Source organism: Paraburkholderia sp. GAS32, assembly GCF_050434225.1.
In the GTDB taxonomy this organism is placed as follows: domain Bacteria; phylum Pseudomonadota; class Gammaproteobacteria; order Burkholderiales; family Burkholderiaceae; genus Paraburkholderia; species Paraburkholderia madseniana.
Genome location: NZ_JBNPVS010000002.1, coordinates 48286 through 61789 on the forward strand (window position 1 = coordinate 48286; position 13504 = coordinate 61789).

The 13504-nt window shown below is 64.3% G+C and carries 10 protein-coding genes; 4 read left to right on the forward strand and 6 right to left on the reverse strand.

All coding sequences use genetic code 11. The features are described 5' to 3' along the window. Positions 1–64: 64 nt before the first annotated feature. The gene (locus tag P3T25_RS02260; protein WP_054041016.1) at positions 65–544 is read left to right on the forward strand and encodes a glutathione peroxidase; all 480 of its coding nucleotides are present in this window, start codon (positions 65–67) and stop codon (positions 542–544) included. A 23-nt stretch (positions 545–567) separates the two neighbouring features. Here the strand turns inward: P3T25_RS02260 and cls are convergent, their stop codons facing one another. The 6 genes from cls to dapC all read right to left on the reverse strand — a co-directional run bounded on the left by cls (position 568) and on the right by dapC (position 7094). After that, on the reverse strand, positions 568–2007 hold the full coding sequence (gene cls, locus P3T25_RS02265; RefSeq protein WP_154567291.1) for a cardiolipin synthase: 1440 nt from the start codon (positions 2005–2007) through the stop codon (positions 568–570). Positions 2008–2352: 345 nt separating this feature from the next. Beyond that, positions 2353–3237 carry a 50S ribosomal protein L3 N(5)-glutamine methyltransferase gene (gene prmB / locus P3T25_RS02270; protein WP_266257357.1) on the reverse strand — a complete coding sequence of 295 codons (885 nt, stop codon included), beginning with the start codon at positions 3235–3237 and terminating at the stop codon, positions 2353–2355. Positions 3238–3253: 16 nt separating this feature from the next. Next, entirely contained in the window at positions 3254–4393 is a 1140-nt protein-coding gene (gene dapE / locus P3T25_RS02275) for a succinyl-diaminopimelate desuccinylase (RefSeq protein ID WP_266236979.1), read from the reverse strand. 209 nt (positions 4394–4602) lie between these two features. Continuing rightward, the gene (locus P3T25_RS02280; RefSeq protein WP_266257358.1) at positions 4603–4968 is read right to left on the reverse strand and encodes an ArsC family reductase; all 366 of its coding nucleotides are present in this window, start codon (positions 4966–4968) and stop codon (positions 4603–4605) included. Then, entirely contained in the window at positions 4968–5795 is an 828-nt protein-coding gene (dapD, locus tag P3T25_RS02285; protein ID WP_054041009.1) for a 2,3,4,5-tetrahydropyridine-2,6-dicarboxylate N-succinyltransferase, read from the reverse strand. Before dapD ends, P3T25_RS02280 begins: the two co-directional genes overlap by 1 nt. A gap of 81 nt (positions 5796–5876) precedes the next feature. After that, positions 5877–7094: a succinyldiaminopimelate transaminase gene (gene dapC, locus P3T25_RS02290; protein ID WP_266257360.1), complete on the reverse strand. Its 1218-nt coding sequence runs from the start codon at positions 7092–7094 to the stop codon at positions 5877–5879. Positions 7095–7473: 379 nt separating this feature from the next. Here dapC and P3T25_RS02295 point away from each other — a divergent pair, with 379 nt between their 5' ends. The 3 genes from P3T25_RS02295 (at position 7474) to P3T25_RS02305 (ending at position 13502) form a co-directional block, all read left to right on the forward strand. Then, positions 7474–8472, forward strand: a complete 999-nt coding sequence (locus P3T25_RS02295; RefSeq protein WP_266257361.1) for a DMT family transporter — start codon at positions 7474–7476, stop codon at positions 8470–8472. A 149-nt stretch (positions 8473–8621) separates the two neighbouring features. After that, positions 8622–12140, forward strand: a complete 3519-nt coding sequence (gene smc, locus P3T25_RS02300) for a chromosome segregation protein SMC (RefSeq protein WP_266257362.1) — start codon at positions 8622–8624, stop codon at positions 12138–12140. 117 nt (positions 12141–12257) lie between these two features. Continuing rightward, on the forward strand, positions 12258–13502 hold the full coding sequence (locus P3T25_RS02305; RefSeq protein WP_266257363.1) for a cell division protein ZipA C-terminal FtsZ-binding domain-containing protein: 1245 nt from the start codon (positions 12258–12260) through the stop codon (positions 13500–13502). Positions 13503–13504: the final 2 nt, after the last annotated feature.

Here is a 13504-nt window from a genome sequence, read left to right on the forward strand (position 1 = left end):
CCATTCGGCCGACTGTACCGGCGCGGCTTTTGGCATAGACTGACGGCTTTCAGGGGGAGAGCATATGACATCGATTTATTCGTTTTCCGCACGTACGCTTGGCGGCGAGGAAGTGAGCCTCGAGCGCTATCAGGGCAAGGTCTTGCTGATCGTCAATACGGCGAGCGAATGCGGCTTCACGCCGCAGTACGCGGGTCTGCAGAAGGTTTATGACACTTACGCAGCGCGCGGCCTCGCGGTGCTCGGTTTTCCGTGCAATCAGTTCGGCAAGCAGGAACCGGGTGATGCTACGCAGATCGGCAGTTTCTGCGAAAAGAATTACGGCGTGACCTTTCCGATGTTCGACAAGATCGATGTGAACGGCGCCAATGCGCATCCGCTGTTCCGCTATCTGACGGGCGAGGCGCCGGGCTTGCTGGGGCTCGAAGCGATCAAATGGAACTTCACCAAGTTCCTGATCGGCCGCGACGGCAACGTGGTGAAGCGCTATGCGCCGCTGACCAAGCCCGAGGCGATTGTCGAGGATATCGAAAAGCAGTTGTAACGCGCGGCGCGGTAGCAGGGGCGCTACAGGATCGGCGAGAACAACCGCGCCACGTGCATCAACACGCGCCGCAGCGCGCTCGCGTTGCGGTACTCGGTGCGGTCGATTTCGAGCGATTCCGCGAAGTCTTTGAGCAGCATTGCTTCGACATCTCTCGCGAAGCCGCGGTCCACGGTCAGCACCATGATCTCGAAGTTCAACCGGAACGAGCGGTTGTCGAGATTGGCGCTGCCGATGGCCGCCGCCGCGCTGTCGATCAGCACGACCTTCTGATGCAGGAAGCCCGGCTGGTAGCGGAAGATCCGGATGCCCGCGCGCAGCGAGTCGTACGCATACAGTTTCGAGGCGGCGAACACCACGCGGTGATCGCGCCGGCACGGAATCAGAATACGCACATCCACGCCGCGTAGCACGGCCAGTCGCAACGCGGCGAATACGGCTTCGTCGGGGATGAGATAAGGCGTGGTGATCCAGATCCGCTCGCGTGCCGCATTGATCGCCTCGACGAAGAAGAGCGAGCAGGTCTCCTGTTTGTCGGCGGGACCGCTCGGTACGACGAGGCAGTGCATACCCTCGTCGGCTGGCTGGAAAGCCGGCATGGCGAACTCGGGTAACTGCTGGGTCGCCCAGTGCCAGTCCTCGGTGAATACGAACTGGATGCTGGCGACAGCCGGGCCGCGCACTTCGATATGCGTATCGCGCCATGGCGACAGGGGTGGCTTGCTGCCGAGATATTCGACACCGACGTTGTGTCCGCCGACAAACGCGCGCTCACCGTCCACCGAGACGATCTTGCGGTGATTGCGGAAGTTCAACTGCAAGCGGTTCACAAAGCGGCGATTGGTGGCGAACGGGTGCGTCTCCACGCCGGCCGCGCGCAGCGCCGCCACGTAGCGGTGGGGCAGATCGAAACTGCCGATGCTGTCGTACAGGAAATAGACGCGCACGCCTTGCTGCGCTTTCGCGATCAATGCGTCTTTAAGCAGTTCGCCGAGCGCGTCGTCACGCACGATAAAGAACTGCACGATAACGTAATTGCGTGCACCTTCGATCGCCTCAAAGATCGCCTCGAAAGTGGCGGCACCGTTTACCAGCGTGCGCACGGAATTGCCGGGCAGGAACGGCATGCCACCCAGGCGCGTGAGCGAATGCACGAGTCTCGTGCCAAGTTCCTTGGTAGGCAGCCCTGCGGAGGAGGCTTGCGTATCCCATATCTGAGGATGCGCGCGCGTGCGCAGCAATTCGTTTTCGATGCGGCGAGCGTCCGCGTAACCCTGGAATTTGCTGCGGCCGAGGAACAGGTACGGCACCACCGTCAGATACGGCATGGCGACCAGCGACACGGCCCATGCGATCGCGCCTTGCGATGTGCGGGTGTTCAGAATCGCGTGGCAGGCAGCAATCACGCCGAGAACATGGGCGAGGGCGACCAGCGGGCCGACGTGAAGCAGGTCGAATTCCATAGGCGGGCGAAGGGTTGGCAAGGCGCCGCCGCTGCTGCCTGACGGCGCAGCGTGTGGCTGACCGCGCCCATCTTACCGAACGTGCGTGCGTTGGGGGGGCGTGACGGTCCAGCTTCCTCAGGGATTCCGCGAATGCGGGGTGTGCGGGCGGGGGAGAGACGGGTGGCGCTGGCGTGTGCGGGCGGTGAGAGACGGGCGGTGCTGGCGTGTGCGCTATGAGCTGCGACACGCGCGGCAGGCAATGAACGTCTGCCGCGCGTGTCACGCAATAAAGCGGTCCGGTGGTCCTGCAATCGACAACCGGTGGTCCAGCAACCGGCGATCCGGCGATCCGGCGATAAAACGTTATACCGGCAGATCCGCGGCCTGAATCAGGAACACGTTGTCGTCGCCGGCGCTCGTCGACAGCCAGACCAGATCGAGGCCGCCGAAGGCCGCTTCGACGTTCGCGCGCTCGTTGCCGATCTCGACCACCAGCACGCCGTCTTCGGTCAACCAGTTGCGCGCTTCGGCGATGATCCGGCGCACGATGTCCATGCCGTCCGTGCCGCCAGCTAAAGCCATGTCCGGCTCGTGCTTGTACTCGGCGGGCAGTTCCTGCATGGAAGCGGCGTTTACATACGGCGGATTGCTGATGATCACGTCATAGCGGCGCTCGGCGAGCGGCGCGTACAGGTCGCCTTCGAAGAGAGCGACGCGGTCGTCGAGCCGGTAGTCCGCGACGTTGCGCGTGGCGACTTCGAGAGCAGGGGCAGAGAGATCGACTGCGTCGATGTCCGCGTTCGGGAAGGCGTGCGCCGCGAGGATCGCAAGGCAGCCGGAGCCCGTGCACAGTTCCAGCACGGCGCTCACCTGTTCGGGATCTTCGACGTAAGGCTGCAGACCGTCCTGCAGCAACTCGCCGATGAACGAGCGCGGCACGATCACGCGTTCGTCCACGTGGAAGCGAAAGCCATGCATCCACGCTTCCTGCGTGATGTATGCCGCCGGCACGCGCTGGCCGGCGCGGCGCTCGATCACGTTCAGCACGGCGTCGACCTCGGCCGGGGAGAGACGCGCGTCGAGGAACGGCTCCAGCAGATCGAGCGGCAGATGCAGCGTGTGCAATATCAGATAAGCGGCTTCGTCGTAGGCGTTGGCCGAGCCGTGGCCGAACGATAGTTCGGCCTGGTTGAAGCGCGACACCGCGAAACGCAGCAGGTCGCGGACAGTGGAAAACGGGAGCGTCATCGCAGAAATTCCTTGGTCAGGCGATCAGTTGTTCGAGCACGCGGCGATACACGTTCTTCAGCGGCTCGATGTGTGCGACTTCGATATGTTCGTCGATCTTGTGGATGCTGGCGTTCAGCGGGCCGAATTCGATCACCTGCTCGCAGATGCGGGCGATGAAGCGGCCATCCGAGGTGCCGCCGGTGGTCGACAGTTCGGTCGTCACGCCGGTTTCGTCCTTGATGGCTTTAGCCAGCGCGTTCGACAGATCGCCGCGCGGCGTGAGGAACGGCAGGCCGCTCACGGTCCATTGCAGGTCGTATTCGAGATTGTGTTTGTCGAGGATCGCATGGACGCGAGCCTGCAAGCCTTCCACCGTGCTCGCCGTCGAGAAGCGGAAGTTGAACATCACGTCCGCGTGGCCCGGAATCACGTTGGTCGCGCCGGTGCCGCTATGGATGTTCGACACCTGCCAGGTGGTGGGCGGGAAGTACTCGTTGCCGTCGTCCCAGCGTTCGGCGACCAGCTCGGCCAGCGCGGGCGCCAGCAGATGCACCGGATTTTTCGCCAGATGCGGATAGGCGATATGGCCTTGCACGCCCTTGACGATCAGCTTGCCCGACATGGAACCGCGCCGGCCATTCTTCACCATGTCGCCGAACTGCGCGCTCGACGTCGGTTCGCCGACGATGCAGTAGTCCATGCGCTCGCCGCGTGCCTGCAGCGCTTCGACGACCTTGACGGTGCCGTCGGTGGCGGGGCCTTCTTCGTCGCTCGTAATCAGGAATGCGATCGAGCCGCGATGCGCCGGGTGCGCCGCGACGAACTCCTCGCTTGCCACCACGAAGCCGGCGATCGACGACTTCATGTCCGCCGCGCCGCGGCCGTAGAGCTTGCCGTCACGATGGGTCGGCTCGAACGGCGCCGAGTGCCATTGTTCGAGCGGGCCGGTCGGCACGACGTCCGTGTGGCCGGCGAACGCGAGCAGCTTGCCGCGCGTGCCTTCGACGCCGCGTTTGACGGCCCACAGGTTGGTCACGCCGTTCGATTCGATCGTCTCGTGCTCGAAGCCGAGCGCGGACAGGCGCTCGATCAGGAGGCGCTGGCAATGCTGGTCGTCGGGCGTGACGGACGCGCGCGCGATCAGTTGTTCGGTAAGGGCGAGGGTGCCGGACATGGATTCAGTACAAGCCACTTTGAAATGAAAAAATGCCGGCTGGCGGTTGGACACCGCAGCCGGCAACAGCTTTTAAGCAACGCGGCGAGGCCACGTTTTACTACCTGTTGCGTTCGATCGCGGCGCTGAGCCTGGCGTTCAGTCCCGTGCGTCTAGCCACGCGAGCGGGAGTGCGCGTCAGCAAACAGCGTACGCCGGGACAAACAGCGTCAGGCAAACAGCGCCGTATATTCGTCCACGGAAAAACCGAGCGACTTGACCTTCCCGTTGACCACCAGCACAGGCCGCTTGATCACCGACGGCTTGTGAATCATCAACGCGATCGCGCCCGACTGCGTGTCCGCCGCCGCCTTCATGTCGTCGGACAGGCCGCGCCAGGTCGTGCCGCGACGATTCAGCAATGCGTCGAGTTTCACGTCTTTCAGCCAGTCCTGAACCAGCGGCTCGGTTACGCCGTGCTTCTTGAAGTCGTGGAACTCGAACTCGACGTTATGTTCTTCCAGCCACACACGGGCCTTCTTCACGGTGTCGCAGTTCGGGATGCCGTAGACGACGGTCTTGGTGCCGCGTGCCATCAGTCGCCTCGCAGCAGCTCGTTCAGGCCGACCTTCGCACGCGTCTTGGCGTCGACCTTCTTGACGATCACGGCGCAGTAGAGGCTGTGCGAGCCGTCCTTCGACGGCAGGTTGCCCGCCACCACCACCGAGCCCGCCGGAATGCGGCCGTACGTGACTTCGCCGGTTTCGCGGTCGTAAATCTTGGTGCTTTGGCCGAGGTACACGCCCATCGAGATCACCGAGTTTTCTTCGACGATCACGCCTTCCACCACTTCCGAACGCGCGCCGATGAAGCAGTTGTCTTCGATGATGACCGGGTTCGCCTGCAGCGGCTCCAGCACGCCGCCGATGCCTACGCCACCCGACAGGTGGACGTTCTTGCCGATCTGCGCGCACGAACCGACGGTCGCCCACGTGTCGACCATCGTGCCTTCGTCGACATAGGCGCCGATGTTGGTGTACGACGGCATCAGCACGACGTTCTTCGCGATGAACGAGCCGCGGCGCGCGATGGCGGGCGGCACCACGCGGAAGCCGCCGGCGGCGAAGTCTTCAGCGGTGTAGTTGGCGAACTTCGACGGCACCTTGTCGTAGAACTGCGAGTAGCCGCCAGCCGGTTGCACCACGTTGTCTTCCAGGCGGAACGACAGCAGCACGGCTTTCTTCAGCCATTGATTGACGACCCAGTCGCCGTCCTTCTTTTCGGCCACGCGCAGCGCGCCCTTGTCCAGTTGCTCGATGGCGTGGGCGACGGCTTCGCGCACCTCGGCCGGGGCGGCCTTCGGCGACAGGTCGGCGCGGTTTTCCCAGGCGGTATCAATGATCTGCTGAAGTTGTTGCGACATATGCGTGCTTTTCTGAAGAGTTGAAGTCTGAAGAAGGGAATGCGGTGCGCGGGGTTGCCGAATATGAAAATTCGCGAAAACTCAACCCGCGAGCGCGCGGCAAAAATCGACGATTCGTTGTGCGCCCTGCGTGCATTCGTCGACATCGGCGACGAGCGCCATGCGCACGAAATTGCGGCCGGGGTTCACGCCATGCGCAGTGCGCGCGAGGAACGAGCCCGGCAGAACCGTCACATTATAGTCGGCGTAGAGGCGCTGGGCGAACTCGGTGTCCGACAGGCCCGTGCGCGAGACGTCCGCCCACAGGTAGAACGCGGCGTCCGGCAGGCGTACGTCGAGCACCTCGGCGAGCATAGGCGTCACGGTGGAAAACTTCTGCACGTACTTCGCGCGGTTCTCGCGCACGTGCGTTTCGTCATTCCAGGCCGCGATGCTGGCACTCTGGAACACCGTCGACAAGGCCGTGCCGTGGTATGTCCGGTATAGCAGGAAGTCTTTCAGGATCGCCGCGTCGCCGGCCACAAAGCCCGAGCGCATGCCCGGCACGTTCGAGCGCTTGGACAGGCTGGAGAGCATCACGAGGCGCTCGAAGCCGCGGCCGAGCTTGTGAGCCGCTTCCAGGCCGCCGAGCGGCGGATTGGCTTCGTCGAAGTAGATTTCCGAGTAGCACTCGTCCGAGGCGATCACGAAGCCGTAACGGTCCGACAGCGCGAACAGCTCGCGCCAGTCGTCGAGCGTGAGCACGGCGCCGGTGGGATTGCCGGGCGAGCACACGTACAGTAGCTGCGTGCGCGCCCAGATGTCGGCCGGCACCGCCGAATAGTCGCAGGCGAAGTTGCGCGCCGGGTCGCTATTTACGAAGTACGGTTGCGCGCCGGCGAGAAGCGCGGCGCCTTCATAGATTTGGTAGAACGGGTTCGGACAGAGTACGATCGCAGGCTCGCCGTCAGCGTTTCGCTTGGGGTCGATGACCGTTTGGGCGAGCGCAAACAGCGCCTCGCGCGAGCCCGCCACAGGCAGCACCTGGGTGGCCGGATCGACCGGGGGCAGGTTGTAGCGCTGCGTCGCCCATTTCGCAATCGACTCGCGCAGTGCCGGTGAACCGATGGTGGCCGGATACGCCGACAAACCGCCAAGCGAGGCGATCACCGCGTCGCGAATCAGCGCGGGCGTGGGATGTTTCGGTTCGCCGATGCCGAAGCTGATGTGCGCGAGGCCGGCCGGCGGCGTGACGTCCTTGAAAAGTGCACGCAGCTTTTCGAACGGATAGGGCTGGAGGGAGTCGAGTAGCGGGTTCACTGGGCGGATCGAGCCTGATCGAAGATGGGCGCAGAGGAATGCTGGCACGCATGCTGACCGTAAAACGCATGAAACACGCGAAAAGGGCGGCAGCGGCGGCGAGCGAATGATTATAGCGTGGCGGCGCGCACGGGAAATTCATGGCGGCGCCCGGCGTGTAAGGCGCGGCGCAACCCGCCAGGCGGCGCAGGCAATGCGACGCAGCGGGAACGACGCGAACCGCAGACGGTTCGCGCAAAAAAGAAGCAGGAGCAGCAATGTATGTAGCAGCAACGGAGACATCCGCACTATTCGGACGAAGCGGGCACAAGAACGCCGCCGTCGGCAAAGTCAGCAACATCGCCCGCAGGACCAGCAACCGTCGCGGGAGCCTTACATCATGACCAACTGGCTTCGCAACGGCTGGCCGACGCTCGCGATCATGCTTGGCGCCTCGGTATGGGGGATGATCTGGTACCCGCTGCGCATGCTGAATGCGCTCGGCGTGACCGGCACGGCGGCAAGCGCACTGACGAGCGCCGCCGGTTGCCTGTTCGTTCTGCTGGTGCGCCATCGTGCGCTTAAGACGGTGCGCTGGCACTGGCTGCTGCCGGCGCTTGCGCTGGCAGCCGGCATTACCAATCTCGGTTTCGTGTGGGGCTCGATCCACGGCGAGGTGATGCGCGTATTGCTGCTGTTCTATCTCACCCCCGCGTGGACCGCGCTCTTTGCGCACTTCATCCTGCACGAACGCCTGACCTGGTCGGGCGCAGGCCTTGCCGCGCTGTCGCTGGCCGGCGCGATGACCATGCTGTGGTCGCCGCAACTGGGCCTCCCGGTGCCCGGCAACCTCGCTGAATGGGCTGGCCTCGCGGGTGGCATGGGTTTCGCGATGAGCAACGTTCTGATCCTCAAGACGAGCCGCGTGCTGCCTGAGATGAAGCCCGAAATGCGCACCGCGACGATCTTCGGCGGCGCGGCGATTTTCAGCGCCTGTGCCTCGCTGTTCGAGGCGATGCCCGCACCACCCACCGGCGCGTATCTCGGCACGGCCGCGTTACTAGTGCTCGGCCTCGGTTTTCTGCTGGCGTCGAACAATATGCTCGTGCAGTATGGACTCGCGCGCGTGCCGGCCAATCGGGCCTCGATCATCATGCTGTTCGAGATCGTGGTGACGGCCTTGTCCGCATGGCTGTTCGCCGGCGAGTCGCCGGGCCCGCGCGAATGGGCAGGCGGCGCGTGCATCGTGCTGGCGTCGGCATTATCCAGCTGGGTGCACCGGACAAAGGCTTTACCGCCCGATCCGGCCAATCAGGATGCGGGTCTTGATGTCGACCGAGATGCCGACCTCGCTGCGGACCGTAAGGACGCTAAGAACCGCTCGCGCGCGATGGTATGATTGCCCCTCATTAGCCGGCTCATGCTTCATCGCATACAGTTGGCGCCCGTGTCGCGGGGGTTCGCGGGCCGTTTCGCTGCATCGGCGAACGGCTGGCGCGGCCTTCACGAGCCACCTTTTATTTTCCCTTTTCAAACAGCGAAATCGCCGTGCGTCTGACCTCGATCAAACTCGCTGGCTTCAAGTCATTCGTCGATCCCACGCATTTCCAGGTCCCGGGCCAGCTCGTTGGCGTGGTCGGACCGAATGGGTGCGGCAAGTCCAACATCATCGACGCCGTGCGCTGGGTGCTCGGCGAATCGCGCGCTTCTGAGCTGCGCGGCGAGTCGATGCAGGACGTGATCTTCAATGGCTCGACCGCGCGCAAGCCAGGTAGCCGCGCCAGCGTCGAACTCGTGTTCGACAACGCCGACGGCCGCGCCGCCGGGCAGTGGGGGCAGTATGCCGAAATCGCCGTCAAGCGCGTGCTGACGCGCGACGGCACCTCGAGCTACTACATCAACAACCTGCCGGCGCGCCGCCGCGACATTCAGGACATCTTCCTCGGCACCGGCCTCGGGCCGCGTGCGTACGCGATCATTGGGCAGGGCATGATCGCCCGCCTGATCGAGGCGAAGCCGGAAGAGCTGCGGGTGTTCCTTGAAGAGGCCGCGGGCGTGTCGAAGTACAAGGAACGCCGCCGCGAGACGGAGAACCGTCTGCACGACACGCGCGAGAATCTGATCCGCGTCGAAGACATCGTCCGCGAACTTAGTGCCAACCTCGAGAAGCTCGAGGCGCAGGCGATCGTCGCGACCAAGTACAAGGATTTGCAGGCCGACGGCGAAGAGAAGCAGCGTCTGTTGTGGCTGCTGCGCAAGAACGAAGCCGGCGGCGAGCAGGAACGCCAGCAACGCGCGATCGAACAGGCGCAGATCGACCTCGAAGCGCAAACCGCGAAGCTGCGCGAAGTCGAAGCCCAACTCGAAACGCTGCGCGTCGCGCATTACTCCGCCAGCGACGCGATGCAGGGTGCGCAAGGCGCGTTGTACGAGGCGAATGCCGAGGTCAGCCGCCTCGAGGCCGAGATCAAGTTCATCGTCGAATCGCGTAACCGCACGCAGGCGCAGATTGCCGCGCTGACCGCGCAGCGCGAGCAGTGGCAGTCGCAAGCGCAGAAGGCGCAAGACGATCTGGCCGACGCTGAAGAACAACTGGCCGTCGCCGACGAAAAGGCCGCGCTGGCCGAAGACGAGGCCGCCGCCAAGCACGATGCGATGCCGGCGCTCGAAGCGCGCTGGCGCGATGCGCAGACCGAACTGAACGCCGAGCGCGGCGGTATCGCGCAGACCGAACAGGCACTCAAGCTCGAAGCCGCGCATCAGCGCAATGCCGATCAGCAATTGCAGCAGTTGCAGCAGCGTCACGAACGGCTGAAGTCGGAAGCGGGCGGTCTGGATGCCCCTGACGAAGCGCAGCTCGAAGACATGCGCGCGCAGCTCGCCGAGCACGAAGAAATCCTGCACGACGCGCAGGCCCGTCTTGCCGACGCGCAGGAAACGCTGCCGCGTCTCGACGGCGAACGGCGTGTGGCCCAGGAACGCGTGCAGTCGGAAAGCGCACAGATTCATCAGCTCGACGCACGCCTTGCCGCGCTCAAGCAACTGCAGGAAAACGTTCAGACCGAGGGCAAGATCCAGCCGTGGCTCGAAAAGCACGAGCTGAGCGGCTTGCCGCGTCTGTGGAAGAAGCTGCATGTCGAAGCCGGTTGGGAAGCCGCGCTCGAAGCGGTGCTGCGTGAGCGGCTCGCCGCCCTGGAAGTGTCGAACCTGGACTGGGTCAAGGCGTTCGCCACTGACGCGCCGCCCGCCAAGCTCGCGTTCTACGCGCCGCCCGCAGCCGGTCAGCCGGCTGCTGCGCCGGCGGGCTTGCGTCCGTTGCTATCGCTGGTTCGTATCGACGACGCAGGCATTCGCGCCGTGCTGAATGACTGGCTCGGCCTCGCCTTCGTTGCTGACGATCTGCAGCAGGCGCTCGCCATGCGCGCGCAATTGCCGGAAGGCGGCTCGTTCGTCGTCAAGGCCGGCCATGTGGTGACGCGCGTCGGCGTCCAGCTATATGCCGCCGATTCCGAACAGGCCGGCATGCTGGCCCGTCAGCAGGAAATCGAAAACCTGGGCCGTCAGGTGCGCGCGCAGGCCTTGCTCGCCGATGAGGCGAAGGCCGCCGCGATCCGCGCCGAAGCCGCGCACACGCAAGCCGCGCAAGCGTTGACCGATGTGCGTCAACAGTCGGAGCGCGCGACTCAACGTGTGCACGCCTTGCAGATGGACGTGCTCAAGCTCGCGCAAGCGCATGAGCGTTACACGCAGCGCAGCACGCAAATCCGCGAAGAGCTGGAAGAAATCACCGCGCAGATCGAAGAGCAGCGCGCTTTGCGTGGCGAATCGGAAGCCAACTTCGAGCGTCACGACTCCGAACTCGCCGAATTGCAGGCGCGTTTCGAAGATCACCAGATGGCCTTCGAAGCACTCGACGAATCGCTCACCGCCGCGCGCGCCCAATCGCGCGATCTCGATCGGGCCGCCACCGACGCGCGCTTCGCCGCACGCAACATGGCGAACCGTATCGACGAGTTGAAGCGCAGCATCCAGGTCTCGCACGAGCAGAGCGAGCGCGTCGCCGCGTCGCTGGAAGATGCGCGCGCCGAGCTGGAAACGATCAACGAGCAAACCGCGCATACCGGCTTGCAGGACGCACTCGATATCCGCGCGGTCAAGGAAGAAGCGCTGCACGCCGCGCGTCTGGAACTGGACGACCTGACGGCCAAGCTGCGTGCTGCCGACGAAACCCGTCTGACCGCCGAGCGTGCGCTGCAACCGCTGCGCGACCGCATCAACGAATTGCAGTTGAAGGAACAGGCCGCGCGCCTGAACGGCGAGCAGTTCATCGAGCAACTGGCGGCAGCCGGCGTCGATGAGGCGGAATTGCAGGCCAAGCTCACGCCGGACATGAAGCCGTCCTACCTGCAAGGCGAAGTCACGCGGATCAACAACGCGATCACCGCGCTCGGTCCGGTCAATATGGCCGCGTTGGACGAACTGAAGGCGGCGACCGAGCGCAAGACGTTCCTCGATTCGCAGTCGGCCGACCTGAACAACGCGATCGAAACGCTGGAAGACGCGATCCGCAAGATCGACGGCGAAACGCGCACGCTGCTGCAAGGCACCTTCGACGAAGTGAACCGTCATTTCGGCGAGCTGTTCCCGCGTCTCTTCGGCGGTGGCCAGGCCAAGCTGATCATGACCGGCGACGAGATTCTCGACGCCGGCGTGCAGGTGATGGCGCAGCCGCCGGGCAAGAAGAATTCGACGATTCACCTGCTGTCGGGCGGCGAGAAGGCCTTGACCGCCACCGCACTGGTGTTCGCGATGTTCCAGTTGAATCCCGCGCCGTTCTGTCTGCTCGACGAGGTGGACGCGCCCCTCGACGACGCCAACACGGAACGTTTCGCGAACCTCGTGCGCGCGATGTCGGACAAAACGCAGTTCCTGTTCATTTCGCACAACAAGATCGCGATGGAAATGGCGCAGCAACTGATCGGCGTGACCATGCAGGAGCAGGGCGTATCGCGGATCGTCGCGGTCGACATGGAAACGGCGGCGGGTTTCGCCCAGAATATCGTTTAAGTTTTCGTTTAGGTTGATCATCGCGGGCGCCCGCATTCAGCGCAGCGGCCATCGGCCGCGCGACACGTGGGGCGGGCGCAAAGCCGCGCAGACAGAAGAATTGCTGATGGAGCATGCATGGACGAGTTGACACTCGGTTTGATCGGCGCGGGTGCCGTGGTGGTCGGGGGCGTGGTCGTGTACAACGCATGGCAAGGCGCGAAGGTGCGCCGCAAGATGCCGCGTCCTATGCCGGCCGATACCGCTGAAAGTTATGCGCGGGACGATCAGGAGGAGCAGAGCCCGTTTATCGAACCGGCCCGGCCGACCACGCGGCGCGAGCCGGTAGTGGGTTCGGAGCAGGCGGCGGAAACCTCGGCGGCGCGCGTCGAACCGACTTTTGGCGCGACCGCCGCGCCGCTCGATACGCCGGCCGATATTCAGGCCGAGACGACGACGCCGAATGGCTATCCGGAAGCAGAAGGCATTGCGGAAGCCGAAAGCGGCCATGCCGCGACGGCCGATGAGCCGATCCTGCCCGCTGCCACGACGATTTCGTCGGCGCCGCCGGCTATCGTCGATCGCCGCATCGACTGCATCGTGCCGATTCGTTTGAACGGCCCGGTGGCCGGCGACAAGGTGATTCCGCTCGCGCAGCGTCTGCGCCGCGCCGGCAGCAAGCCGGTGCATATCGAAGGCAAGCTCGAAGGCGGCGCGTGGGAATTGCTGCAAAACGGCGCGCGCTATGAAGAGCTCCGCGCGGCCGCGCAACTGGCCAATCGGAGTGGCGCGCTCAACGAACTGGAGTTCTCCGAGTTCGTGACCGGCGTGCAGCAGTTTGCCGACGCGCTCGACGCGTCGCCGGAATTTCCCGACATGCTCGAAACGGTCGCGATGGCGCGAGAGCTCGACGGCTTCGCCGCGCAGTGCGATGCGCAACTGTCGATCAACGTGCTCTCCGATGGGGCGCCGTGGTCGGCCAATTATGTCCAGGCCGTCGCGTCGCAGGACGGCTTGCTCCTCTCGCGCGACGGCACGCGCTTCGTCAAGCTCGACGCGAAGCAGAGCCCGGTCTTCATGCTGCAATTCGGCGACACCAATTTCCTACGCGACGACCTGACTTACAAGGGCGGCCAGATGATCACGCTGGTGCTCGACGTGCCGGTCGCGGACGAAGACATCCTGCCGTTCCGCCTGATGTGCGACTACGCGAAATCGTTGGCTGAGCGTATCGGTGGACGGGTGGTCGACGATGGGCGCCGTCCGCTGCCGGAAACCGCGCTGCTGGCGATCGAAAAGCAGTTGATGACGCTTTACGCGAAGCTCGAGCAGGCGGGTATTCCGGCTGGTTCGCCGGCCACGCGGCGTCTGTTCAGCCAGTAACG

What these genes read in the sequence shown, in the direction of transcription:
- dapE (WP_266236979.1), bottom strand. Translation starts at nt 4,393, where the DNA reads ATGTCCGGCACCCTCGCCCTTACCGAACAACTGATCGCGCGCGCGTCC.
- cls (WP_154567291.1), bottom strand. Translation starts at nt 2,007, where the DNA reads ATGGAATTCGACCTGCTTCACGTCGGCCCGCTGGTCGCCCTCGCCCAT.
- P3T25_RS02280 (WP_266257358.1), bottom strand. Translation starts at nt 4,968, where the DNA reads ATGGCACGCGGCACCAAGACCGTCGTCTACGGCATCCCGAACTGCGAC.
- P3T25_RS02295 (WP_266257361.1), top strand. Translation starts at nt 7,474, where the DNA reads ATGACCAACTGGCTTCGCAACGGCTGGCCGACGCTCGCGATCATGCTT.
- P3T25_RS02260 (WP_054041016.1), top strand. Translation starts at nt 65, where the DNA reads ATGACATCGATTTATTCGTTTTCCGCACGTACGCTTGGCGGCGAGGAA.
- P3T25_RS02305 (WP_266257363.1), top strand. Translation starts at nt 12,258, where the DNA reads ATGGACGAGTTGACACTCGGTTTGATCGGCGCGGGTGCCGTGGTGGTC.
- prmB (WP_266257357.1), bottom strand. Translation starts at nt 3,237, where the DNA reads ATGACGCTCCCGTTTTCCACTGTCCGCGACCTGCTGCGTTTCGCGGTG.
- dapD (WP_054041009.1), bottom strand. Translation starts at nt 5,795, where the DNA reads ATGTCGCAACAACTTCAGCAGATCATTGATACCGCCTGGGAAAACCGC.